Source organism: Streptomyces sp. NPDC051315, assembly GCF_044455165.1.
In the GTDB taxonomy this organism is placed as follows: domain Bacteria; phylum Actinomycetota; class Actinomycetes; order Streptomycetales; family Streptomycetaceae; genus Streptomyces.
The window spans coordinates 89,589-114,499 of record NZ_JBITEN010000002.1 but is presented as its reverse complement, the minus strand read 5'-3'; the positions used below and the strand labels follow the sequence as shown (position 1 = coordinate 114,499).

Here is a 24,911-nt window from a genome sequence, read left to right as displayed (position 1 = left end):
CATTGGCCGGGCCCGCGGGCGGCCGGTTCGGCGCTGTGCTTCTCCCTACGAGCGCGACACTCTCCACCCCGCCCTCCCGGGTGGGCACATCACTGTCCGCCCTGAGGGCCTCGCTCGTCACCGGGCGCCGTACGCGGTCCTCGCCCGGCACCCGGCCCGGCGCGGCTACGACGTGGCCACCGACCTGCTCGGCGACGAGCAGCAGCCCGAGCGCACGGCGGTCCTCTCCGCCCGAGACACCGAGGCGGCTACGAGGTCGAGCCCGGACGGTCTGCCGCCCTGTGCCCGCGAGAGGGGCCGGCGTTAGAGTTCCCCCTATGCACAGGCAGGCCCCGACGCTGGAGGATGTCGCGCGGGAGGCGGGGGTCTCCCGCGCCACCGTGTCGCGGGTCGTGAACGGCGTGCGCAACGTCGATCCCAGCATCCAGGACCTGGTCCGCAGCGCGATCGAACGGACGGGCTACACGCCGAACCGCGCAGCGAGGGCGTTGGTCACCCGACGCACCGGAACGGTGGCCCTCATCGTCTCCGGCGCGGGCGACGCCTTCGCCGGCCGCGTGTTCGCCGACCCGTTCTTCGGTCGCGTCTTCAACGGCGTCGTTCGGTATCTCCGGGCACGCACGATGCAACCGGTGCTGCTGTTCGCCGAGTCGGACGTGGCCAGGGAGCAGGTGGTCGACTACGTGCGGCAGGGCAGTGCGGACGGCGCGCTGGTGGTCTCCGTGCAACCGGACGACCCTCTGCCGGACATGCTCCTCTCCGCCCGCGTCCCCACGGTGCTGTTCGCGCGTCCCGCCCGGGCGACAACGGTCAGTTGCGTCGATCTGGACCACTACGAGGGGGGGCGCCTGGCCGGAGAGCATCTCCTGGCTCGCGGCTGCCGCCGGATCGCGGCGATCAGCCCTCCGCTCGATCTCCGAGCCGGCCGGGAACGCATCGCCGGATTCCGCGACGCCCTGGCTCGTGCCGGGCAGGACAGCCCCCCGACTGCCGAGGGCACCTTCACCCTCGACAGCGGGGCGACGGCCATGGCAACGCTGCTGCAGGACCACCCCGCGGTGGACGGCGTGTTCGCGGCCAACGACCTGATGGCCCAGGGCGCCTGCCACGTCCTGCGGGAACTGGGCAGGCGCATACCGGAGGACGTCGCCGTCGTCGGGTTCGACGACTCGAGCGTCGCCGTGACGTGCCGCCCGCCGTTGACCACCGTGCGCCAGCCGGTGGAGGACATGGCGGCGGCCATGGCCAGGATGCTGGGCGAGCAGGTACAGGGCACCCGTACCGAACCTCGCACCCTCGTCTTCGAACCGGAACTGGTCGTACGCGAGTCCGCCTGATCCGGCGCGCCTTCCACCGGAGGCGTGCGGGCAGTCGGTGGAAGGGGCCTGACGGCACCCGCGCCGAGCGGGTGGCCGGGCCCCGGAAAACCGGCCGGGCCGTTCCGGGGCAGGCCCTCTTCACGGAGGAGTGGCGGACGAGGGTGAGGCCGTCCGGGGGTCGGCCCGGACCGAGGACGAGCCGGCACCGTGTCCGGTGTGCGGGGCAGCCGACGGGGCGGGTGCACGGCTTTCACGGGTGCATGGTCGCGGACGTGCCGGTGGACAGTCGGCGGATCACGGCGCCGGTGGGATCCGGCGCATGGCCTGCCCTGTCGCGGGCTGCCCTCCGCGGATGTGCGCGCGGGTCTCCGTCGAGCGCGGCTGCCACGACCGGGTCGGCAGGGAGGGGGCTGCTCGTGCCGTTCCTCCGGGTGGTGTCGGACGCCGGCGCGCACGCCATCGCCGTGGCGCGGTGGCGCGTCACGTCCGTAGACCGGGGACGGACTCGTGCACAACACTCTTCCTCATGTCGCGGTCGCTCCGGACCTGGTCTTTGTTCGGTCGGACGAACGTCGGCGGAAGGGGGCGGGAGTGCGGGGACCACCGCCTTGTCAGCACGGCGTTGCCGGATGTATAACGTTGTAAAAATCAGCGCACAAGGGCTCGGCGCACGGCTCACGGTGACGGTAACGGACCCGCACCGACACCCGGGTCGGGCCGCTCAGAGGGGGATGGACGTGCGGGTCAGCCTCAAGGATGTCGCCGCGCACGCGGGGGTCTCCATCAAGACCGTTTCCAACGTGGTGAACAACTACCAGCACGTCACCCCCGCCATGCGGGAACGCGTCCAGCGGTCCATCGACGCGCTCGGCTACCGGCCCAACCTGGCCGCCCGCCACCTGCGCAAGGGGCGCACGGGCATCATCGCGCTCGCCCTGCCCGAACTCGGCAACCCCTACTTCGCGGAACTCGCGGCCGCCGTCGTCGACGCGGCCGCCGAGCACGACTACATCGTGCTGCTGGACCACACCGGCGGACGGCGTGAACAGGAGATCCTGGTCAGCCAGGGCTTCCGGGCCCGCGTCATCGACGGGCTCATCCTCAGCCCCATCGAGCTGGAGACCGACGACCTGCGCGACCGGACCGAGAACGTGCCGCTGGTCCTGCTCGGGGAACGGGAGTACGACCTGCCGTACGACCACATCGCCATCGACAACGTCGCCGCCGCCCGTGCCGCCGTCCGGCACCTGATCGGTCTGGGGCGTCGGGAGGTGGCGTTCATCGGTGCCCGGCGCGGTCGCAGCGAGCCGGCACAGCTACGCGTCCGCGGCTGGCGCGAGGAACTGACCGCGGCCGGGCTGCCGGCCGACGACGGTCTCGTCGCCTCCACCGACGGCTGGGGGCACGCGGACGGCGCGGCGGCCATGACCCGCCTCCTGGAGGCCGGACGGCGCCCCGACGCCGTGTTCACCTACAACGACCCCATGGCCATCGGGGCGATGCGCGTGCTGCACGAAAGAGGGCTGCGGGTTCCCGAGGACATTGCCGTCGTCGGCTTCGACGACGTGGTCGAGGGACGGTTCGGCGCGGTGACCCTCACGTCCGTCTCACCGGACAAGGAGGCCATCGGCCGCCTCGCGGTGGAGTCGGTGCTCGCCCGGCTCAGCGGGAAGGCTTCCGATCCCCGGCGCGTATGGGCGGACTACCGGCTCGTCGAGCGGGAGAGCACGCTGGGACGCCGCGCGGCGAACGACGGCGCGAACGGTTGACCCAGCCCGGGAAAGCGGTGAGCGGACCGACCGGGCGGGCCGTCTGCGGCTGTGACGACGCGTGCCTTCGAGCAGTGCGCGGTCAGCGCGCTCCGGACGACAGCGCAGCGGCGATCCCCGTCAGACGCCCGATCAGCGCGTCGGGGTCGTCCGTCAGCCGCGCTCCTGCCGGCCGACGATCATCTCGCTGACGCCCGCGACGAGCGTGGGCATCAGCCGTTCCTGACGCACCCGATCGCGCGACCGGGAGACGGACCGGCGCAGCGGCCCGCCCAAGACCTCGGCGTCCTCGCGCGCCCACCACGGCCTCGCGGTTCCATGCGCGGGGCGTTGAGGTAGATCAGGGAGAACGGACGCCTCGACGACTGCGGTTGACCTCCAGGTCGTGGTCGTAGGGCCGCCGCACGGGGCCGTGCCAGGCGGGTCGGACGTCCGCAGGGGCGGGCCGCGCACGCATGCGGGCAGGATCCGGCCGTAAAGGATGCGATGGCAAGTCCGCACCGGTGGGCCGCAGTCGGCACACCCGAAACGCCGTCAGGCGATTGGTGCCTCGGTGGAGGTGCGGTTTCCGGCGGGAGGCAGGGCTCAAGCGGCGCCTCGCGAGGTGGTGTCGTCCACGCTGCCGGCGGGGGACGCGGGTGCTCAGGGGTGCGGGGCGAGGTCACATGTCGGTTACGTGACAAGGGAGTTGGCGGGGGCGGGGAATGGCTTCGGAGGAGGCCTGCCCGGAACGTATGCGTTTCAGTGAAGTGCCTGCTCAGCGGGTGCTCGAGGTCGAAGCACGGCATGTCGCCGCCCGTGGATTCCCGGCGGGTCGACCGGGACTTGGCCCGTTCACGGCGTCCGTGCCCCCGTCCGCACATGGCGCATGGGGGGTTTACAGCCTTCTTCCAACGATGTAAAAACCTGCTTGCGACGGACCGGACAACGTCCTGCGCCGGGGGAGAAGCACCGTCCTCGTTCTTCTTCCAGCTCCCCAGTTCCCTTTCAGCGTCACAAGGATCGGGGTCACCATGCATCGCACCGTTCACCGTCCTCACCTTCTCGCCCGTCCCGTGGTCGTGGCCCTGGCCGCCGCGGTGGCCCTGACCGCCACCGCCTGCACCAAGTCGGAGGACGACGCCTCCGACAAGCAGCAGTCCTCGACGGCCGCGGCCGACACCGAGCAGAAGGTCGTCACGCCGAAGCCCGGCAGCAAGGGCTGCACCATCGACGCCTACGGCGCCGAGAAGATCGACCTGAAGAACGCGACTGTCGGCTTCTCCCAGTCGGAGAAGGAGGCCAACCCGTTCCGCATCGCCGAGACGCGATCCATCAAGGACGAGGCCGAGAAGCGGGGTGTCAAGCTGCTGACGGCCAACGCCCAGTCGCAGTTCTCCAAGCAGATCAGCGACGTGCAGGACCTGCTCGCCAAGGGCGCCGACCTGCTGGTCATCGCCCCGCTCAACTCCGACGGCTGGGACCCGGTGCTGCAGGCCGCCGCCGCCAAGAAGGTCCCGATCATCACGATCGACCGCAAGATCAACGCGGAGCCCTGCAAGGACTACGTCTCCTTCATCGCCTCGGACTTCGTCGAGCAGGGCCGGCGCGCCGCCGACCAGATGATCGCGGCGACGGGAGGCAGGGGCGAGGTCGCCATCCTGCTCGGTGCGGCCGGGAACAACGTCACCACCGAGCGCACCGAGGGCTTCAAGGAGCGGATCGCCGAGAAGGCCCCGGACCTGAAGGTCGTCTTCGAGCAGACCGGTGACTTCGCCCGCGAGAAGGGCCAGCAGGTCACCGAGCAGCTGATCCAGTCCAAGCCCGGCATCAAGGGCATCTACGCGGAGAACGACGAGATGGGCCTGGGCGCGGTGGCCGCGCTCAAGGGCGCCGGCAAGAAGCCCGGCGACATCGAGATCATCACGGTCGACGGCACCCGCAACGCCGTCCAGGGCCTCGTCGACGGCTGGATCAGCGGCGTCATCGAGTCCAACCCGCGCTTCGGACCGCTGGCGTTCCAGACGCTGGACACCTTCACCAAGGGCGGGGAAGTCCCCCAGGACATCATCATCCAGGACAGCGCCTACGACGCCGACAACGCCAAGCAGGACATCGGCAAGGCCTACTGATCCTCCCCCGGAGGGCCCGGCGGCGACCGGGCCCTCCGGGGCGCCTTCGTCACTCATCCTCTTCCCGCTCTACCTGGAGGCACAGGTGGCACCCCCCGCCGAGGTCCTCGCCGTCCGCGGACTCCGCAAGACCTTCCCCGGTGTCCGCGCCCTGGACGGCGTGCACCTCACCCTGCACGCCGGTGAGGTGCACGCCCTCATCGGTGAGAACGGCGCCGGCAAGTCCACGCTCATCAAGGTGCTGACCGGCGTGTACCGGCCGGACGCAGGCGACATCACGTTCCAGGGCCGGAAGGTCTCCTTCGGCACACCGCTGGAGGCCCAGAAGGCCGGCATCTCCACCATCTACCAAGAGGTCAACCTCATCCCGCTGCTGAGCGTGGCCCGCAACCTCTTCCTCGGACGCGAGCCCCGCAACCGGCTCGGCCTGCTGGACTTCGGCCGCATGAACCGGGAGGCCGAGGAGACACTGCGCACCTTCGGCGTCCGGGTGGACGTCCGGCAGCCGCTGCGCACCCTCGGCGTCGGCGCCCAGCAGATGGTGGCCCTCGCCCGCGCGGTCGCGACGGACGCGCGGATCGTCATCATGGACGAACCGACCTCCTCCCTCGAACCGCGCGAGGTGGAGACCCTGTTCTCGGTGATCCGCCGCCTGCGCGACCAGGGCGTCGCCGTGGTCTACGTCAGCCACCGCCTGGACGAGCTGTACGCCGTGTGCGAGACCGTCACCGTGCTGCGGGACGGGCGCCGCGTGCACCACGGCCGACTGGCCGACCTGCCCCGCCTCGACCTGGTCGCCACGATGCTCGGCCGTAAACTGGGCGAGGTCCGCGAGGAGGGCCTGACCAAGTTCACCGGCGACCACCGCGCGGCCGCCGCCCAGCCGGTGCTGGAGGCCACGGACCTCACCGTCCCGCACAAGCTGCACGGCGTCTCCCTGAGCGTCCGGCCGGGCGAGGTCGTCGGGCTCGGCGGGCTGCTCGGCTCCGGGCGCACCGAGACGGCGAAGGCCATCTCCGGCGCGCTGCCGATCCGTTCCGGCAGCATCGTGGTAGCCGGAGCCCCGTTGCGCGGCGGCTCCACGTCCGGTGCCATCCGGGCCGGCGTCAGCCTGCTGCCGGAGGACCGCAAGAGCGAGGGCATCGTCCCCGGACTCTCGGTCCGCGAGAACATCGCGCTGGCCGCCCTGCCCCGCCTCTCCCGCTTCGGCCTCGTGTCCGAGGCCCGAGTGGACCGCATCGTGGACACCTTCATGGAGAGGCTGCGCATCAAGGCGTCCTCGCCGCACCAGAAGGTCGGTGAACTGTCCGGCGGCAACCAGCAGAAGGTGCTCCTCGCCCGCTGGCTCGCGATGAACCCCAAGGTGCTGCTCCTCGACGAGCCCACCCGCGGCATCGATGTGGGCGCCAAGGCCGAGGTGCAGAGACTCGTGGACGAACTGGCCGCGGACGGACTGGGCGTCCTGCTCATCTCCTCCGACCTGGAGGAACTGATCGAAGGGTCCGACCGCGTGGTCGTACTGAAGGACGGGGCGGTCGTCGGCGAACTGACCGGCGACGACGTCACCGAGGACAAGCTGATGCGGACCATCGCCGGGGACGCCCCGGCGCCGGACGCCGTGAAGGAGGAGGCCACCGATGGCTGAAGCGACCCTCCGCACCGCACCGCTGGACAGGACCCGCGTCCTGCAGTGGCTGCAGACCTACGGCGTCTACGCGGGCGTCGCCCTGCTCGCCGTCGTCAACATCGTCATTACACCGCACTTCCTGTCCGCCGAGAACTTCCGGACCCAGGCCGTCCAGGTCGCCCCGGTGATCATCGTCGCGCTCGGCATGGCGCTGGTCATCGGCACCGAGGGCGTCGACCTGTCGGTCGGTGCCGTGATGGCGCTGGCGGCCTCCGTCACCGCCCTCTACCTCGGCTACGGGCTCTTACCCGCTCTGCTGGTGGTGGCCCTGTTCGCCGCCGCCGTGGGGCTGGCCAACGGCGCACTGGTCGCGTTCGTCGGGGTCCAGCCCATCGTCGCCACCCTGGCCCTCATGGTCGGCGGCCGCGGTCTCGCCCTGGTGCTGCTGCCCCAGCTGGAGGACCTGCGCAACCCCGCGCTGGCCTCCCTCGGCTCCGGAGACCTCCTCGGCGTTCCCTACCTGATCCTGATCGCCACCGCGCTCGCGCTGCTGGTCGCGTTCGTCGTCCGCCGCACCACGTTCGGACGCCGGCTCCTCGCCATCGGCGACAGCCGCCCGGCGGCCCAACTCGCCGGCCTGCCCGTGCGCCGGGTCCTGATCCTGGTGTACGTCGCCTGCGCGCTGCTCGCCGCCGTGGCGGGCGTCCTGGCCACCGCCCGGCTCCAGGCCAGCGACCCGACCTCGCTCGGCAACCTGATGGAGCTGTCCGCCATCACCGCCGTCGTCGTGGGCGGGACACCGCTGACCGGCGGCCGGGTCAACATCGCCGGCACCGTGGCGGGCGCGGTCCTCATCCAGCTGCTCACCGCCACCCTCATCAAGCACGATCTGCCGCCCTCGTGGACCCAGATCGCCCAGGCCATAGTGATCGTCGCCGCGGTCTACGCGGCGCGGGGACGGGGGAAGCGATGACCGCCACCCAGACGGACGCACCCGTGACCACCGCGAGCAACGAACCGACGGGCGACTCCGAGCCGGTGGGCTCCGCGCGTTCCGAGCGCCTGAGCGCCCTGGTCCAGCAGCACGGCGCACTGGCGGTGCTGGTGATCGTCTCGCTCGTCGCCTCGTTCAGCTTCGACTCGTTCGCCACCGGTGACAACATCTCGAACATGGCGACCAGTTCGGCGTTCCTCGCCATCGTCGCCCTCGGCATGACCTTCGTCATCATCACCGGCGGCATCGACCTGTCGGTCGGCTCCCTGTTCGCCCTCGGCGGTGTCCTGGCCGCCTGGGGGTCCCGCCACGGCACCCTGGCGGCCCTGCTGCTGCCGGTCGCCGTCTGCGGGCTCATCGGTGTCGTCAACGGACTGCTGATCGCCCGCTCGAGGCTGGCTCCCTTCATCGTCACACTGGCCGCCATGCTGGGTGCGCGCGGCCTGATGCTGGCCCTGACGGACGAGGGCGCCGAGACGTATCTGATCGGCAAGGGCTCCTTCCTCGCCGAACTGGGCCAGGGCAGCACCCTGGGGATCGGCAACCCGGTGTGGATCACGCTGGGCCTGTTCGTCGCGGGAGCCGTGGTGCTGCGCCGGACACGGTTCGGGCAGCACGTGTACGCGGTCGGCGGCAACGAGGACGCGGCGGCCCTGATGGGCGCGCCCGTGGCCCGCACGAAGATCCTCGTCTACACGCTGTCCGGCCTGCTCGCCGGCCTGGCCGGCGCCCTGAACGCGGCCTGGCTGGCCTCCGGCGTCACCATCCTCGGCAACGGCATGGAGCTGGACGCCATCTCCGCCGTCGTCATCGGCGGCACCCTGCTCACCGGCGGCCTCGGCTACGTCAGCGGCTCGCTCGTCGGCGTCCTGCTCCTGAAGGTGATCCAGAACGTCATCAACCAGATCGGCTCGCTCGACTCCTCCTACCAACTGGTCGTCAGCGGCGCCTTCCTGGCCCTCGTGGTCATCGCCCAGACCTGGCTGGGCCGCAGACGGCAGCTGATGTGAAAGCCCCGGACGCGGCAGCCGTGCCTCTCTCACGCCCGGCTGCCGGTCGTCCGGCACCGAACGACCGGCCGCGTCCCGGCCCACCGGGCCGGCCGTTCCCCGTACACGGCGTCCGGAGAGCCCCGGCCGCGGGAGCCAAGAGGCGTCGAGCGCGTGCACGCCGTCCCCCCGTCCCCGGCCCGGACGGCGGACACCGGGCGGCGACGGGGGGCGGGCGAAGACCCACTGCGGGTCCTGGTCGGTGCGCGACGGGCGAAACCGGGTGGAGCACAACCTCGGCGCCGAGGCGCTGCTCGACACGGGCCTCCCCGACGTCACCCAGGACGCCGACGTGACGCCGGACTCGGGCGGGAGTGACGCCGGACCGACGGTCCGGATGACCTGGCCGTCGGTCCGCCGGGACGGCTGCTCCGCTACGACGCGGGCATCGGCCCGACCGCCAAGGCGGTCCTGGACGAGGTGCACGTCGACGACATGACGACACGGAAGGTCTTTGTCACCGACTCCACGCACCGCGGCGGTGGACACCGGCGGCCACCTCTGCAACGGAACCCCGCCGCGCAACTACGGCACCGCCGCACGGCAGTGCCGTAACGCCCCCATCGGCCTCGACTTCCGGTACGGCTGGGACGGCATCGCCGACGGAACCTCCGACCTCCCGCCCAACCCGACCTGGTTCGCCGAGGGCAGGCTCTCCCGGCACACCGACCCCCGTACGGCGTTCTGCCGGGGACTGACCGCGCGGGGTTTCTCGACGGGGTGCGCGTCCTGACGGGCGGTGCCCGGGCGGGAGGCCGCTCGGGCGGGACACGGAAGGGTCCCGGTGGGTGTGCCGAGTGACACCCGCCGGGACCGTCGTGCGGCGCCGGAGCTACGGCTTCTCCCGCGTGTGGAGCGCGCTCACCTCCTCGGCGGTGAGCGCCTTGTCGTAGGCGTGGACCTGGTCGACCGCGCCGTTCCAGAAGTCGGTGTCCGCGCCGCCCCACTGGGCACGGCCGACGGCGAGGGGACCGGAGCCGACGTAGTTCGGGCCGGCGGTCGCGGTCGCCGCCGGTTCGCCGTCGACGTACAGCTTGATCTCGTTGCTCGAGCCGTCGCGCACACCGACGAGGTGGTACCAGCGGCCTCGTTCGGGAGTGGTCGCCAGCCGGGCACGCTGTCCGTCGGGTGTGCTGAAGGCGAAGGCGCCCTGACCGTACTGCAGGTAGAAGGGGCTGGCCTGACGTCTGCCGTCCTGGCTGACCGCGGTGGCGTAGTTGCCGGGGAGCGAGTCGAGCGTCACCCAGGCGGAGACCGAGTAACTGCCGGTGGTGTCGAGCACGGGGCCGTCGGTCTCGGCGTACTGGCCCCGGCCGTCGAACTTCAGCGCGCTGCCGCGGACCCCGGTCGTCCAGGTGGTGCCCTCGGAGAGCTTCAGGGGCCTGTCGTTCGGGCCGTCGTCCTTCGCGGTGGTGCCCGTGCCCTCGTCGAGGGCCCAGTGCCCGCCGCCCTTCAGCTCCTGCCGCTCGCCGGCGGCGGCGCCGGCCGCGATGACCCGGCGGTTGATCTCACGGACCCGGGCCGGGTCGACCTTGATCTCCCGGCGGTCGTACGTGTAGAGACCGTTCAGTTCGTTCTCCAGGTCGGAGATCTGCGTGTACACCGAACCGGACAGCTCGTTGGCGGCCTGGTCGAGGTAGTACGTCTCGGTGTTCTCGACGTACTTGCGGGTCAGTGCCTCCTTGTCGGCGACGCCGCTGTAGATCACCGTCGGGGCGCCCGGCCACACGTGGCCCGGGGTGGGCAGGGTGAAGCCGCCGTGCTCGCCGTCCATGGCGGCGCGGTGGTCGGGGAACGGCGGGTCGTCGTTGCCGTAGTCGTGGTGGTCGATGATGTCGCCCTTGCCGGAGTCGCCCTTGGAGTTGCAGCAGTTGACCCCGCTGTGGGCGTTGACGACCCGGGACGGGTCGGCGGCCTTGACGGACTCGGCGATGCGGCCGCTCTCCTCGCGGTCCCACTCGCCCCAGCCCTCGTTGAAGGCGATCCAGCCGATCACGGAGGGCGAGTCGTGATGCTGCCGCATCATCTCCCTGCCCTGGTCGACGAAGGCCTTGCGGCCCTTCTCGGTTAGCAGGTCGCCGGAGACGAAGTCCTGCCAGACCAGCAGACCGAGCCGGTCCGCGTGGTAGAACCACCGCGCGGGCTCCACCTTGATGTGCTTGCGGACGGCGTTGAAGCCCAGCTCCTTGTGGGCCTTCAGGTCGAAGGCGAGGGCTTCGTCGCTCGGCGCGGTGTACAGGCCGTCGGGCCAGAAGCCCTGGTCCAGCGTGGCGAGAGAGAAGACCGGCTTCCCGTTGAGCACCAGCTTGCGGTACCCGCCGACCTTCTCGATCCCGATCTCCCGCATGCCGAAGTAGCTGCCGACCTTGTCGGTCGACCTGCCGTCGGTCAGCTTGACGTCGAGGTCGTAGAGATAGGGGTCGTCCGGGCTCCACAGGTGCTGCTCCGCCACGGGCAGGCGCAGCTGTTCGTTGGCCGGTCCGCTGACCCGGCCGACGACCCTGCCGCGCTTGTCGCGGGCGACGGCCTCGACGCGGGCCTTGGCGGAGGCGTGGTCGGACCGGACGGTCACCGCCAGGCTGCCGGTGTCGACGTCGGGCGTGGTGACGATGTCGTCGATGGACGCCTCGGCGACGGGTTCCATCCACACCGTCTGCCATATGCCGGAGGACTGGGTGTAGAAGATGCCGCCCGGGTTGGGGGTCTGCTTGCCCTTCGGCTGGTCGGCGCCGCCGGTGTCGGTGACCGCGACGACGATCTCCTGCGGCCCCTTGGCCTTGAGCGCGTCGGTGATGTCGGCGCTGAAGCCGGTGTAGCCGCCGGTGTGCTCGGCGACCTTCTCGCCGTTGACCCAGACGCGGGCCTGGTAGTCGACGGCGCCGAAGTTGAGCTTCAGCCGGTTGCCCGTGCCGCTCCTGCCGACCTTCCAGCTCTTCGGCACGTCGACGAGCCTGCGGTAGAACATGTGGTCCTCGTGCCGTTCCAGCCCGGACAGCTGCGACTCGACCGGGAACGGCACGATGATCCTCTCGTCGAGGTCCTTGCCGAAGACCGGCTGCTCGCCCGCCTCGGCGGCGCCGAACTGCCAGGGCCCGTTGAGGTTCTTCCACCGGGACCGGACCTGCTGCGGGCGCGGGTACTCCGGCAGCGGGTTCCTCTCGTCGAGCTCGTCGCCCCACTCGGTGGTCAGCCGGTGGGTGGAGGCGTTGTGCGCGTAGCGGACGATCTTCGGCACGGTCTCGCCGCCGGCCGTCAGACCTCCCTCGCCGTCGTAGGCGACCCGGACCTGCTGACCCTTCTGGACCGGCTCCGTGAGCGTGACGAGCAGGGAGTCGGGGTCGCGCGGGTCGACGGCGACACCCTTGACCGGCATGGCCACCGAGTCGGCCTCGATCTTCAGGTGGTCCGCGAGCTGCCGGTAGCCGCCGACCGCGTCCTCGAACCGGGCCCGCAGCCGCCGTCCGTCCTCGGCGACGGACGGTTCCACCGGGTAGACCTCGAAGCCGGCCGGCGGGGTGAACGCCGTCATGGGCACCGGCTGCTTGGGCACCGTCGGCGTCGACCAGCGCAGCTTCATGTTGGCGCCGCCGGTGTCCTGGAACATCTCCAGGCGGAAGTCGTACGTCTCGCCGGCGGTCAGCCTGACGGGCTCGCTGGTCTGCTCCTTGTCCCAGTCCGGCACCCAGTGGTCGATGACCGGCTCGCCGTCGATGAACAGCCGGAAGCCGTTGTCGCCGATGGCGTGGAACGTGTAGTCCCCGGTGGCCGGGGCCTCGATCCGACCGGTCCACCGGGCGGTCGTGTGCTCCGACTGCCCGGCCAGCTCCTGGAACGTGCCGGTCAGGCTGGAGAAGTCGACCTGCGGATCGAGCACGGTGCCACCGAGCTTCGCGAAGTCCCGCGCGCCCGGCGCCGACATGCTGAAGTACTCGCCCTTCAGGCCGTGCACCTCGACGGCGTCCGTGGCGGCCGCGAACGCCGAAGCGGTGCCGGCCGTCTCGGCGGCCGACGCGGTGCTCGTCAGGCCGGTCGTGGGCAGCACCAGGGCTGCCGCTGTCAGCAGTGCCCAGACTCTGGCTCGTGGGCGGTTGTGTCGTCTTGTCATCGAACCTTTCCTCGCACAGAGGGCTTGGACCGGTCGGCAGGCGGCAGCAGGTGAGAGTGCCGGTGGGGCGCCTGTTGGCCCGGGCGTTCACCTGAACGCCGTCGCCACGGAGCCGTGCTCCGCCCGGAGGCCCGCAGGCACGGCGGAACACCGCTGCGGGTATCGGTCAGCGGTTCTTTCAACGTTGGAAATGCGGTGACAGCGGAATGACAGCATGCCGTTCGGCGGCTGTCCAGACCCCGCGCAGCGCTCGCCTGGTCCGCTGCCGGCGGAAGCGCTGCCCCAAGGGGCGTGCCGCTGTGATTCCCGTCCGCGCGGGAGCCGGTGCGGATCGTGCGGGGTGCCGCAGCGGAAGAGGGCTTCCAGACGGTCGATCAAGTGGCATGAAACAGTGGGCAGTTGGCCTTCCTGAGTGTTTCCGTTGATACGTGTCCCGTGCTACGTTCCCCGCACCTCGGCCCGCGCGGCCCGTGTTCGAGCCGGGGCGCGGGCCTTCCTTCGCGTGCGCGCCGCTCACCCGACTCAGCACGGACTCCCGCACGCTGCCAGAGCCGTCGGCCGCGCGGCGCGCCGGACTCCGTGCGCCGTCCTGCCCTGCAGGAGTTCGATGCGACGCATCATCGCCTGCGTGGCGGTGCTGTGCGTGCCGGCCGGAGGTTTTCTCCTCACCGGTCTCACCGGCACCGCCACCGCCGCCGTCACGCCCAAGACACCGCCGCTGACCACCCCCACCGCTACCTGCGGCACGCCAACTCCGCGGCACCTACCGACGTCCTGAGCACCGCCCCGGACGACGGCGCCCGCCAGGACGCCTTCTTCCGCACCGTCACCGGACTGGCGGACCCGCGGCGTTACTCGTTCGAGTCGGTCAACTTCCCCGGCCACTGCCTGCGCCACGCCGACAGCCGGGTGTGCATCGACCCGGACACCGGCGGCTCTCTCGCCGCCGACGCGACCTGGTGCAGCCGGCCCGGCCTGGCCACGGGCGGCGCGTCGTTCGAGTCGCTCAACCACCCCGGCCACTACCTGCGCCCCTACGCCGAGGGCATGTACCTCGCCCGCGGCGGTGGCCCGAACGCCTGGGACACCGCCACCTCCTTCGCCGCCGACGCGACCTGGAACACCGGTGAGCCGGCGCGTGGCGCAGTTCCGTCGTCCTGCCCACCGACCGGCGTCGGTCGCTGCGGGTCACCACCCGGGGCCACACCGACCGGTACCTGCGGCACGCCGACAGCCTGGCCTACACGGAGGTCGTCGACGCCGGCAGCAGCAGCCTGCTCAAGCAGGACGCCACGTACACCGTGCGGCGCGGACTCGCCGACTCCTCCTGCTACTCCTTCGAGTCGGTGAACTACCCCGGCCAGTTCCCGCGCCACGCCGACAGCCGGGTGCGCAACTCACCCGACGACGACTCGGCCACCGCTCCGCCAGGACGCCACCTTCTGCCCCCGGCCCGGCCTCGGCGGCACAGGGCTCGCCTTCGAGTCGATCGGCATCCCGGGCTCCTGCCTCCGCCACCACGCGTCCCAGGTGTACACATCGCCTCCGGTGGTGGTGGGGACGGTCACAACCGCCCGCAGACCCTCACGGCCGACAGCAGTTGGGTTCTCGCGGCGCCGTGGGCGCCCTGACCACCTGAGTGACGGGTCCGTCCCGGGGGACCGCCACCCGCCGGGACGGCTCGAACCGTGTGGTGCGGCAGAGCGCTTGCGCTGCCGCCGACTCGGGAGGGCCATCCGGTGCCACGAGTTGACCAGTGCGTCGGGAACGGTTCGGCTGTGCGCTGATGACGGTGCAGCGCATCGGCGTGAGGCGGTCTCGGACCAGCTGTTCACACTGCTCCGGGACCGCATCCTGAGCGGGACGCTGGGTGCCGGCACACCCCTGACAGCCGAACGGGAACTGGCCGCCGAGTTCGGCGTGGACCGGCACGCCGTACGGGAGGCGGTGAGGCGGCCTTCGACACAGTCATTGACGAGGCGTCAGGACCGGCAGTGGGGGCGCGCCGGCGCTTCCCGGCCGTACCGGTCGGCGCACGCTGATCCCTGACGTGCATGTGAGAGGCGAGGCGGTGGCCCCCGTCGAAGGCTTCGTCACACGGCCGCCATGAACTTGTCATGAGCGAGCGGGAATGCCGTTCACGTGCGGGGCGGTTGGCCCAATCATGACAATCGGGGTAACGCTCAGTTCGAACGCGCACCAGACCACGATCGATCAGTGGGTGCGGCTCGCCGGCGAGGCCCGGGAGGCCGGGCTGCACTCGACATGGTTCGGTCAGACTTTCGGGTACGACTCCCCCCTGCTGGCCGCGATCGTGGGCCGTGAGGTGCCCGGGCTGCAGGTGGGAACCGCCGCGCTCCCGGTCTTCGGCCGCCACCCCCTGCTGGTCAACAGCCAGGCCCAGACCGCCCAGGCGGCCACCGCCGGTCGCTACCACCTCGGACTCGCGCTCGGCACCCAGCAGTTGACCGAGGCGGGCTTCGGCATCCCGTACGAGCGTCCCATCGCCCTGCTCCGGGAGTTCCTCACCGCCCTGCGGCAGCTGCTGGAAACGGGCAGCGCCGACTTCCGCGGAGAGCTGCTGACCGCCACCACGCCGCTGCCGGCGGTGGTGCCCGGCGCCGAACCCCAGGTGCCGCTGCTGGTGGCCGCGATGGGGCCACAGGCACTGCGCGTGTCCGGCGAACTCGCGGACGGAGTCCTCCCGCTGCTGGCCGGCCCGCGCGCCCTCGCCGAGCACATCGTCCCGGCAGTGACCGCCGCGGCCGAGGCGGCGGGCCGACCGGCACCGCGGATCGTGGCCTTCGTCCCCGGAGTGGTCACCGCTGACGTCGAGGCGGTGCGGGACGCCGCGACCGAGGCGCTCGCGTTCTATGAGCAGTTCCCCTCGTACCAGCGGGTCATCGGCCTCTCCGGCGGCAGGCGGGCCGCCGACCTGGCCGTGATCGGTGACGAGGAGACGGTCGCCGCCGAGGTGCGGCGCTACCGCGAGGGCGGGGCGACGGAGGTGGTGTTCACCGCGACGGACCTGGGTGGCGAGGCGGACCGACGTCGTACCTGGAAGCTGCTCGGCGAGCTGGCGGGGTCGGCGGACGGCTGAGGCACCGGCCCGCCGCCCACGGTCGTGAGCGGCGGGGCCATGGTCTCGCGGTGCGGGCACGCGCGTGAGTGGTGAACGGCGGGCCACGGCCTCGCGGTGCGGTCACCCGCCTGGAGCTGCCCGCCCACCAGCCGGGCCGCTTGGGACACCGGGCGGCCGGCGCTCGACGAGGACCGGGGGTGGACGGCCACGGCTGTGCTCGTGGTGCCGGGGGAGGGGGACAGCGGCGGCGCTGCCTCCCGGGCGGATCCTGGGCGGATCAGGGAACGAGTTCGTCCACCAGCGCGGCGACCTGCTGCACCTCGATGAGGAAGCCGTCGTGGCCGTAGGGGGACTCGATGACCCGGAGGCCGTCCGCCGGGGCGATGTGCGCCGCCAACTCGGCTTGCTGGGACAGCGGGTAGAGGCGGTCGGAGTCGACTCCGGCGATCAGGGTCCTGGCGGTCACCCGGCTCAGGGCGGCGCGCACCCCACCGCGACCCCGGCCGATGTCATGACCGTTCATGGCCTCGGACAGCACGACATAGCTGCCCGCGTCGAAGCGGCGCACCAGTTTGGCGGCGTGATGGTCGAGGTACGACTCGACCTGGTAACGCCCACCCGACCACGGGTCTTCCGTGCCCTGCGGTGAGCGGCCGAAGCGGACGTGGAGTTCCGGCTCGCTGCGGTAGGTGACGTGGGCGAGTCGTCGGGCCAGGCCGAGTCCGGCATGCGGTCCCTGCCCGGTGTGGTGGTAGTGGCCGCCGCGCCAGTGGGGGTCGGAACGGATGGCGTGCGACTGGACGGTGGCCCAGGCGATCTGCTCCGCGCTCGCCGCGGCTGCGGTGGCGAGCAACAGGAGCGCGTCGGTGCGCTGGGGGTACGACACGGCCCATTCCAGTGCGCGCATGCCGCCCATCGAGCCGCCGACCACCAGCGCCCAGCGGTCGATGCCCAGTGCGTCGGCCAGGTCGACCTCGGCCGACACCTGGTCACGCTGTGTCAGGTAGGGGAAGTCACCGCCCCAGTGGCGGCCGTCGGGGCGCACGGATGAGGGGCCGGTGCTTCCCTGGCAGCCGCCGAGGACGTTCGGCGTCACGACGAACCAGCGATCCGTGTCCAGGGCCAGACCGGGGCCGATCAGCCCGTTCCACCAGCCGGGCGTCGGGTGGCCGGGCTCGGCGGCACCGACCACGTGGCTGTCCCCGGTGAGGGCGTGCAGCACGAGCACGGCATTGGAGCGGTCCGCCGCGAGCTGCCCCCACGTCTCGAACGCCAGTCGCACACCGGGAAGTTCGCCGCCTGCCTCCAGCGGAAGCGGCTTCTCCCGGAGGTGCCAGCGCCGGCGTCCTGGCGGGTCCCCCTCCCGCCAGGCCCCGGAGGCCGGCGGGAAGGGGACCTCCGAGGGCATCAGTACGGTGTTCAGGACGCGCCCTTCGCCGCGCGGAACCCTGCCTCCAGGTCGGCCTTGAGGTCGGCGAGGTTCTCGATGCCGACCGAAAGGCGCACCAGGCCGGGGGAGGTGCCGGTGGCCGCCAGCTGCGCCTCGTCGAGCTGGCTGTGGGTGGTGGACGCCGGGTGGATGATGAGGCTGCGGACGTCTCCGATGTTGGCGAGATGGCTGAACAGCTCGACGGCGTCCACGAACCGCTTGCCCGCCTCGACGCCGTCCCGCAGTTCGAAGGCCAGGACCGCGCCGGCGCCGCGCGGCAGATACCGTCGCCCTGCCTCGTACCAGCGGTTGGACCGCAGTCCCGGGTAGTGGACGGCGGCGACCTCGTCGCGCTGCTCCAGCCATTCGGCCAGCGCCTGGGCGTTCGCGGAGTGCCGTTCGACGCGCAGGCTGAGCGTCTCCACACCCTGAAGGAGCAGGAACGCGGAGTGCGGCGAAAGGGCGGGGCCGAGATCGCGCAGCAACTGCACCCGCAGCTTGACGGCGAACGCTCCCGGGCCGAGTGCAGGCCAGTACCGCAGGCCGTGGTAGCTCGGGTCGGGTTCGTCGAAGTCGGGGAACCGGTCGGCGTGCGCGCCGAAGTCGAAGGTGCCGCCGTCGACGACGACGCCCGCGATGGTGGTGCCGTGGCCACCGAGGAACTTGGTCGCCGAGTGGACGACGATGTCGGCCCCGTGCTCGATGGGCCGCAACAGGTACGGCGTGGGCACGGTGTTGTCCACGATCAGCGGCAGGCCCGCCTCGTGCGCGACGTCCGCGACCGCCCGTACGTCGAGCACGTTGCCACGCGGATTGCCGAGCGCCTCGGCGAACAGTGCCTTGGTGCGGGGCCGGATCGCGGCTTTCCAGGCCTCGACGTCGTCCGGGTCGTCGACGAAGGACACCTCGATCCCGAACCTGGGCAGGGTGTGGCGGAACAGGTTGTACGTGCCGCCGTAGAGGGACGTGCTGGAGACGATGTGGTCACCGGCCCTCGCCAGGGTCAGGACGGCGAGGGTCTCCGCGGCCTGTCCGGAGGCCAGTGCCACCGCGGCGACCCCGCCTTCCAGCGCCGCGACCCGCTGCTCGAAGACATCCTGGGTGGGATTGTGGATACGGGTGTAGATGTTGCCGGGCTCGGCGAGGGAGAACAGGTCGGAGGCGTGCTGGGTGTCCCGGAAGACGAACGAGGACGTCTGGCAGATCGGCGTCGCCCGCGCCCCGGTCGCCGGGTCGGGTGCGGCGCCGGCGTGGATCTGCTTGGTCTCGAAGGACCAGGCCGAGGTGTCGGGTCCGGTGGGTTCGTCCTCGGGGGTGTGGCCGGCGGTGAGGGAGTCGATCGGCTGGCTCATGGTGCTGCTCCCTTGTGCGGAGGGCGGAGAGGCCCGCGGGTGCGGAGACGGGGATGCGCGAAGGAACCGCGGGCTGGGGACCGCGCCCGGACGAGGGCAGCGGTCAGTGCGGCGCGGTACGAAGAAGGCTGGTCGGAGACCGGAGCGGGGCGTCAGCTCACGGACGGACAACGCGTGGTGGTGACACGCACGTAGTCAACGTGGCGGCGGGTCACGAGCACGGTCATGGAGCCAGACAACCACACCCGGTCGGCGCGCACCAGCGTGCAGGACGTGCTGGTCTCGGAGGGCGGGAGGTGCGGTGGACGCACCCGCGGGTGTGTGCTTTGATCCGGTCATGGAGTTCACTGGCCAGGCGCACACGGTGCTGCTCGACCCGTTCTGGGTGAGCCGCCGCGCCGACCAGTTCGACCAGAACTGTCGCTGACCGCCGTTCGACGGCTCGCGACCTCGCTCCTGCCCCCTCCCGAGTCTGCCCCGGGCGCACGCCTCGGACGCCGACCGACCTGTCCGGCAAGGCTCGTTCAGCGGCCGCCCCCGCGCCTTCCTCGCTCCCACGTCAACACCCTCACCGACTCCTCCCGTCGAACCGCAGCCCGACCGGTGGACGTCCCGCCCGCCTGCCCGCGCTGTACCCCCTTCCCTGCCACGTCCCGCCTCCACACTGACGACGAGGACCCGTCATGCCCGCATCCGCTGTGCCCCCGCCCCGTCCCGCGAGCCGCCTCGACGAGACCTCCTACGACCGCCGCAGGCTGCGCCAGTGGCTCGCCGGGGACGCCAGGGCGGACGGGGTCAGCCGACGCCGTCTGCTCACCCTGCTCGCTGCCACGGCGGCCACGACCGCGCTCCCCGCACCGCGCCGGGCTCGAGCGGCCGGCTCGCCGATCGTCAAACCGTTGCCGCCCGAGTGGTTCATCCAGCGCGGCACCAACGCCGAGACCCGCTGGGAGGCGCTGCGCGGAACGGGCCATCACACCCCCAATGAACTGTTCTTCGTCCGCAACCACACAGTGACGCCCGTCCTGGACGCCGCCGACTGGCGGCTGCGGCTGTGGGGCAGCGGACTGCGGGGCGCGCCCGGCGAGGACAGACCCGTGGAGTTCGGGTACGACGACCTGCGCGCCCTGCCCGCGGTCACCCGGACCGCGTTCGTCGAATGCGCCGGAAACGGCCGCAGCCACTACACGGGGCAGCAGGGCGAAACGGTCACCGGCACCCCGTGGACCCTGGGCGCGGTGGGTGTCGCCCGCTGGCGCGGGGTGCGCCTGGCCGACGTACTGCGCAGGGCCGGGCTGTCTCCGTACGCGGTGGACGTCCAGCCGCGAGGCCTGGACGCCGAGTACGTCAGCGGCGGTGAGAGTCTCGGCCGGGTGCGCCGGCCCCTGCCGTCGGCCAAGGCACTGGACGATGTGCTGCTCGCCTACGAGATGAACGGCGAGCCGCTGCCGCACGACCACGGGTATCCGGTGCGGGTGGTGGTGCCCTCGTGGGTGGGGATCGCGTCGATCAAGTGGGTCGGTGACATCGAGGTGTCCGCGCAGCCGCTGTTCTCACCCTGGAACACGACCTTCTACCGGCTGTTCGGCCCCGCCCACCCGGAGGAGGGCAGCGCCCCGCTGACCCGGCAGACGGTCAAGAGCGCCTTCGAGCTGCCGAGCGGCGGCACGTTCCCGGTGGGGGAGGGCCATGTGCTGCACGGCCGGTCCTGGTCGGGCGCGGGAGGGATCGCGCGGGTCGACGTCAGCACCGACGGCGGGGCGAGCTGGCGGCCGGCCCGTCTGCACGACCGGCCCCGCGCCGACACCTGGACCCGCTGGTCCGTCACCTGGAAGCCGCAGACACCGGGCCTCACGCACCTCCTGGCCCGCGCCACCGACACGGTCGGCCGCAGCCAGCCGGAGGTCGCCGTGCCCAACACGCAGGGCTATCTCTTCGACGCGGTGGTGCGGCATCCGGTGACCGTCGTCTGACGGCGGTCACGAGGGGCGCCCGCGCCGGCGGCGGTCGGGGCCGAGGCGGCCGCAGGCGCCGGTCGGATGCGCGAGGGGTACGCCACGGGGTCCCGGGCCGGACGGCGGCCGGGATGCCCCGACGCGCTCCACGCGGCGGCCCGGCTGCCCGATCCCTGGACGACGGCGTCCACGCCGAGGGCGGTGAACGCCGCCGACCGGGTCGGCACGGTTCAGCCCGTGGGTCCCACGGGCGTGTCCCCACGCAGCGTGATGCGGTGCATGACGCGGTGCCGGTCGCCGTAGTCGCGGTTGGCGTAGTGGGCCGTGCTGCGGTTGTCCCACAAGGCGACGTCACCGGGCTGCCAGCGATGACGTACGACGTGTTCGGGCTTGGTGAGGTGGGCGTACAGGATGTCGAGGATGCCCCGGCTCTCGTACTCCGAGACACCGACGATGTGCGAGGTGAAGCCGGGGTTCACGAACAGGCCCCTGCGGCCGCTCTCGGGGTGCACACGCACCACCGGGTGCTCCACCGGCGTCAGGTCGGTGAACACCTCGCCCTCCCAGAGGTTTCCGCGGCCCTTCCGGCGCTGCGCCAGGTAGTACCCGAACGCGCGGTTGCCGTCGTGCACCGCGGTGAGCGGGTCGATCAGGGCCCGCAGGCCCGGAGAAAGCGACTCGTAGGCGAGCTGGCTGTCGGCCCAGTTCGTGTCGCCGCCGTTGGGCGGCAGCACCACGGCCCGCAGAACGGAGATCGCCGGCGGCCGCCGCACGAACGTCACGTCGGTGTGCCAGACGTCGGAGAACCCGTTGTCCTGACTGTCCAGGGCGTACACCTCGGGGGCCACGTCACCGGAGTCGTGGACCGGGTGTCCGACGGTGACCTCGCCCAGGCGTCGGCCGAACTCGATCTGCGCGGCGTCGTCGAGACCCTGCTGCCCGCGCACGAAGAGCACCTTGTACCTGACAAGCGCTTCCCGGATCGCGGTGACCTGGTCGTCGTCGAGGCGTCCGAGGTCGACGCCGTGGATCTCGGCGCCGAAGTGCGGGCCGAGTTCGGTGACCGGCAGCCGTGTCGCCGCTGCGGGTCGGTCGCTGAGGATGCTCATCTGTGTGTCCTTTCCTTGGCACCCGGTACGGGGGTCAGGCCGCGGCGGCCTTGACGGCGTGGGAGACCTGCGCGCGCAGCTCGTGGAACGCGCGGGACTCCCGCAGTTCCTCGGCGTCGACGTCACCGCGCGGCAGGGTGATGGGCAGGTCGAGGGCCACGGTTCCCGGGCCCTTGGTCAGCACCACGATGCGGGAGCCGAGGAACACCGCCTCGTCCGCCGAGTGGGTCACGAAGACCGCGGTCCGTCCGGTCTGGGCGGTCACCCGGCGCACGTCCTCCTGGAGCCGTTCCCGGGTCAGCGCGTCCAGCGCCGCGAACGGTTCGTCGAGCAGCAGGAGCGGGTTCTCGGCGGCCAGGGCGCGGGCGATGGCGACACGCTGCTGCTGACCACCGGAGATCTCCCAGACGCGCCGCTTCTCCGTGCCCTCGAGACCGACCCGCGCCAGCAACTCCGCCCGGCGTTCGGGCCATCGGGCGCGGTCGGCACCCGCGTACCGCAGCGCCAGGTCGATGTTGCCCCGCACGGTCCGCCACGGGAACAGCCGAGGCGACTGGAACACCACACCGGCCGCCTCACCCGGCCTCGGCTCGGCGCCGGAGACCAGCACCGAGCCGTGGGTGGGTCGTTCGAACCCGGCGATCAGCCGCAGCAGCGTGCTCTTGCCGCAGCCGGAGGCGCCCGCCAGGACGAGGAACTCACCTGCCCGGACGGTCAGGTCGACCGGCCCGACGGCGGTGACGGCCTCGTCGCCCCGCCCGTACCGGTGGGTGACATGGTCGAGGAGTACCGAACCGCCGGCAGGCGAGACGCCGACTCCCTGGGCACTGGTCTCACTTGAGGACATCGGGCAGCCCCTGGAGATGGAACGCCTCGCGGACGACGTCCTCGGACGGCGCGGAGTCGATCTGCTTCTGGCCGGCCAGGAACCGACCGGTGTCGGTGACGTAGGACAGCAGCTTGCCCGGGCTGCCGTCGGTGCCCAGCCAGTCGGCGGAGGTCACCTGTTCCGGGGTGAGGAACACCCCTTGTGAGAGCTGAGCCCTGGCGTCCGCGGTGCTGATGCCGAGTTCGGCCGCGACGGCCTTCACCGAGCCGTCGGGGTCGGACGCGATCAGACGCAGCGCCTCCGCCTCGGCCTTGCGCCAGGCGTCGATCGCCCGCGGGTCCTCGGCGATCAGGTCGTCCGACACCACGGCCAGGTCCAGGGTCGGCTTGCCCGCCGCGCCGATCTCCTTGCTGCTGGTGAGCTGGGTGCCGGTCTTCCGCAACTCGTCCAGGGTCGGCAGCCAGACGTAGGCGGCGTCGATGTCACCCCGTTGCCAGGCGGCGAGGATGGGTTGCGGCTGGAGGTCGATGAGCTGGACGTCGGACGGTTCGAGACCGGCCGTCTCCAGCGCCGCCAGCAGACTGTAGTGCGAGGTGGAGGCGAACGGGGTGGCGATCTTCTTGCCCTCGAGCCCGGCGACGTCGGCTATGCCGGTCCCCTCGCGGGCCACGAGGGCCTCGTTCTCCCCGGCGACGTCGAGGATCCACGCGACCTTGTACGGGATCGGCGAGGCTCCCGACACCCCACGGGCGAAGGGGCTCGACCCCAGGGCGGCGATGTCGAGGGACTTGCCGATGAAAGCCTGGTTGACACTGGCGCCGGAGTCGAACTTGATCCACGTGATCGTGTAGTCGGGCAGGGCCTTCTCCAGCAGTCTTCCGTTCTTCACGATCAGATCGCCGCTGGGGAAGGCGAAGTAGCCGATGCGGAGCCGCTTGGAGCCCCCGGACGTCGATGCCTCACTGTCCGAGGAGCAGCCCGTGACGGCGGCGGAGACGGCGGCCAGGGCACCGGCGAGCAGGAGACGGCGGGACGGGCCTTGAGGAGTGGTGCGAGACATGGTGGGACCGTTTCTGTGCGGGGGAGGTGCGGCGGAGAGGGGAAGTCAGGCGCGTCCGCGCCAGGGCACGGCGGCGCGTTCCAGCCGCAGCAGCAGACCGTCGATGACCAGGCCGGAGATGCCGATGGCGATGATGCCGACGAGCACCACGGGGGTGTTGTTGTAGTTGGCGGCGTCCTTGACCATGCCGCCGACACCGGGCAGCCCGTTGACCAACTCGGCGGCGACGAGGGAGGAATAGGCCACGCCCACGGCCAGCCGGATGCCGGTGAGGGTCTCCGGCAGGGCGGACGGCACGACGACGTCCTTGACGGTGTCCCACCGGGACGCGCCGAGCGCCCGGGCCGCCTCGACCAGGCTCTTCGGTACGGCCGTGACGGCCGTCGTGGTGGACACCGCCACCGGCGGGAAGGCGGCCACGGCCAACAGGGTCACCTTCGGCTCCTCGTCGATGCCCAGCCAGATGATGAGCAACGAGAAGTACGCCAGCGGCGGCAGCGTCCGCAGGAAGGTGATCCAGGGTTCGAACAGCGAGCGCAGCGGGCCGACGGTACCCATGACCAGACCGAGGACCACGCCGAGGGCGATGCCGATACCGGCGCCGATCGCGATGCGCCGCAGGCTGATGCCCAGGTGCTCGATGAGGTAGGTGCCGTTGTAGCCCCGTACGCCGTCGTGCGTCGTGGACACGGTGATGAACGCGTCCCACACCCTGCCCGGCGGGGGAACCAGTGTCTCGCTCCACGTCGCGCTCGCCGCCAGCAGTTGCCACACCGCGAGGAACAGCAGAAGGGAACCGAGCGGCAACGCGGCCCGGCGCAGGCTCGCCCCCGCACCCCGCGCGGGCCGGCGACGCCGGACGGGCGGTTTGCCGGGCAGGGGAGGGCCAGTGGGGACGGGGACGGGATCAGCGTCTGACAGACGGGGTGGCGTGGACACGGGGGCAGCCTCCATGGGCGCCGGAACACCGGGACATGAGCGCAGCCGGGGTCAGCGGAGCTGAACCACGGGCAGAAGGCACCGCGTTACGGGGTGCAAGGGGGACCGGGCCCGCCGGGTGACACGACCGGACGGCGGGAGGGGAGCGTCAGGAACGCCGGATCAGCGACAACACGCAGCCG

The 24,911-nt window shown here is 71.7% G+C and carries 18 protein-coding genes and 2 pseudogenes; 13 read left to right on the top strand and 7 right to left on the bottom strand.

All coding sequences use genetic code 11. The features are described 5' to 3' along the window. The first annotated feature begins 317 nt into the window (after positions 1–317). The 7 genes from ACIBBD_RS03820 to ACIBBD_RS03790 all read left to right on the top strand — a co-directional run bounded on the left by ACIBBD_RS03820 (position 318) and on the right by ACIBBD_RS03790 (position 9,602). Positions 318–1,337, top strand: coding sequence for a LacI family DNA-binding transcriptional regulator (locus ACIBBD_RS03820; RefSeq protein ID WP_399417669.1), 1,020 nt, complete (start codon positions 318–320; stop codon positions 1,335–1,337). A gap of 719 nt (positions 1,338–2,056) precedes the next feature. Beyond that, the gene (locus ACIBBD_RS03815) at positions 2,057–3,088 is read left to right on the top strand and encodes a LacI family DNA-binding transcriptional regulator (RefSeq protein ID WP_399417668.1); all 1,032 of its coding nucleotides are present in this window, start codon (positions 2,057–2,059) and stop codon (positions 3,086–3,088) included. 1,013 nt (positions 3,089–4,101) lie between these two features. After that, complete coding sequence (locus ACIBBD_RS03810) at positions 4,102–5,199, top strand: ABC transporter substrate-binding protein (protein WP_399417667.1); 1,098 nt, start codon at positions 4,102–4,104, stop codon at positions 5,197–5,199. Positions 5,200–5,284: 85 nt separating this feature from the next. Continuing rightward, positions 5,285–6,844 carry a sugar ABC transporter ATP-binding protein gene (locus ACIBBD_RS03805; protein ID WP_399417666.1) on the top strand — a complete coding sequence of 520 codons (1,560 nt, stop codon included), beginning with the start codon at positions 5,285–5,287 and terminating at the stop codon, positions 6,842–6,844. Further along, positions 6,837–7,799, top strand: coding sequence for an ABC transporter permease (locus ACIBBD_RS03800; protein WP_399417665.1), 963 nt, complete (start codon positions 6,837–6,839; stop codon positions 7,797–7,799). The genes ACIBBD_RS03805 and ACIBBD_RS03800 overlap by 8 nt, the downstream gene beginning before the upstream one ends. Beyond that, a complete protein-coding gene (locus ACIBBD_RS03795) occupies positions 7,796–8,830 on the top strand; it encodes an ABC transporter permease (protein WP_399417663.1) in 1,035 nt (344 codons plus the stop codon). Before ACIBBD_RS03800 ends, ACIBBD_RS03795 begins: the two co-directional genes overlap by 4 nt. A 493-nt stretch (positions 8,831–9,323) precedes the next feature. Beyond that, a complete protein-coding gene (locus ACIBBD_RS03790; protein ID WP_399417662.1) occupies positions 9,324–9,602 on the top strand; it encodes a hypothetical protein in 279 nt (92 codons plus the stop codon). A gap of 99 nt (positions 9,603–9,701) precedes the next feature. On the opposite strand, the gene ACIBBD_RS03785 is transcribed toward ACIBBD_RS03790, so the two are convergent. Next, entirely contained in the window at positions 9,702–12,974 is a 3,273-nt protein-coding gene (locus ACIBBD_RS03785) for a LamG-like jellyroll fold domain-containing protein (protein WP_399417661.1), read from the bottom strand. 607 nt (positions 12,975–13,581) lie between these two features. Between ACIBBD_RS03785 and ACIBBD_RS03780 the strand changes: the two genes are divergently transcribed. From ACIBBD_RS03780 to ACIBBD_RS03760, 5 genes and pseudogenes are all read left to right on the top strand, one after another. Then, positions 13,582–13,752, top strand: a complete 171-nt coding sequence (locus tag ACIBBD_RS03780; protein WP_399418154.1) for a hypothetical protein — start codon at positions 13,582–13,584, stop codon at positions 13,750–13,752. Then, positions 13,713–14,036, top strand: a pseudogene (locus tag ACIBBD_RS03775) (AbfB domain-containing protein); the annotation flags it as partial. The gene ACIBBD_RS03780 and the pseudogene ACIBBD_RS03775, both read left to right, overlap by 40 nt. A 95-nt stretch (positions 14,037–14,131) precedes the next feature. Then, positions 14,132–14,332: pseudogene (locus ACIBBD_RS03770) on the top strand (AbfB domain-containing protein); the annotation flags it as partial. Between the two features lie 172 nt (positions 14,333–14,504). After that, a complete protein-coding gene (locus ACIBBD_RS03765) occupies positions 14,505–15,023 on the top strand; it encodes a GntR family transcriptional regulator (protein WP_399417660.1) in 519 nt (172 codons plus the stop codon). A gap of 115 nt (positions 15,024–15,138) precedes the next feature. Further along, entirely contained in the window at positions 15,139–16,074 is a 936-nt protein-coding gene (locus tag ACIBBD_RS03760) for a TIGR03564 family F420-dependent LLM class oxidoreductase (RefSeq protein ID WP_399417659.1), read from the top strand. Between the two features lie 259 nt (positions 16,075–16,333). On the opposite strand, the gene ACIBBD_RS03755 is transcribed toward ACIBBD_RS03760, so the two are convergent. Next, the gene (locus ACIBBD_RS03755) at positions 16,334–17,464 is read right to left on the bottom strand and encodes a homoserine O-acetyltransferase (RefSeq protein WP_399417658.1); all 1,131 of its coding nucleotides are present in this window, start codon (positions 17,462–17,464) and stop codon (positions 16,334–16,336) included. Between the two features lie 11 nt (positions 17,465–17,475). Beyond that, the gene (locus ACIBBD_RS03750; protein WP_399417657.1) at positions 17,476–18,837 is read right to left on the bottom strand and encodes a bifunctional o-acetylhomoserine/o-acetylserine sulfhydrylase; all 1,362 of its coding nucleotides are present in this window, start codon (positions 18,835–18,837) and stop codon (positions 17,476–17,478) included. 683 nt (positions 18,838–19,520) lie between these two features. Here ACIBBD_RS03750 and ACIBBD_RS03745 point away from each other — a divergent pair. After that, positions 19,521–20,810: a sulfite oxidase gene (locus ACIBBD_RS03745; RefSeq protein ID WP_399417656.1), complete on the top strand. Its 1,290-nt coding sequence runs from the start codon at positions 19,521–19,523 to the stop codon at positions 20,808–20,810. A 212-nt stretch (positions 20,811–21,022) separates the two neighbouring features. On the opposite strand, the gene ACIBBD_RS03740 is transcribed toward ACIBBD_RS03745, so the two are convergent. The 4 genes from ACIBBD_RS03740 to ACIBBD_RS03725 are packed head-to-tail and all read right to left on the bottom strand — an operon-like array spanning position 21,023 to position 24,744. Then, a complete protein-coding gene (locus tag ACIBBD_RS03740; protein WP_399417655.1) occupies positions 21,023–21,901 on the bottom strand; it encodes a TauD/TfdA dioxygenase family protein in 879 nt (292 codons plus the stop codon). A gap of 34 nt (positions 21,902–21,935) precedes the next feature. Continuing rightward, complete coding sequence (locus ACIBBD_RS03735) at positions 21,936–22,748, bottom strand: ABC transporter ATP-binding protein (RefSeq protein ID WP_399417654.1); 813 nt, start codon at positions 22,746–22,748, stop codon at positions 21,936–21,938. Then, positions 22,735–23,790, bottom strand: coding sequence for an ABC transporter substrate-binding protein (locus tag ACIBBD_RS03730; RefSeq protein ID WP_399417653.1), 1,056 nt, complete (start codon positions 23,788–23,790; stop codon positions 22,735–22,737). Before ACIBBD_RS03730 ends, ACIBBD_RS03735 begins: the two co-directional genes overlap by 14 nt. A gap of 45 nt (positions 23,791–23,835) precedes the next feature. Next, positions 23,836–24,744: an ABC transporter permease gene (locus ACIBBD_RS03725; RefSeq protein WP_399417652.1), complete on the bottom strand. Its 909-nt coding sequence runs from the start codon at positions 24,742–24,744 to the stop codon at positions 23,836–23,838. Positions 24,745–24,911 lie beyond the last annotated feature (167 nt).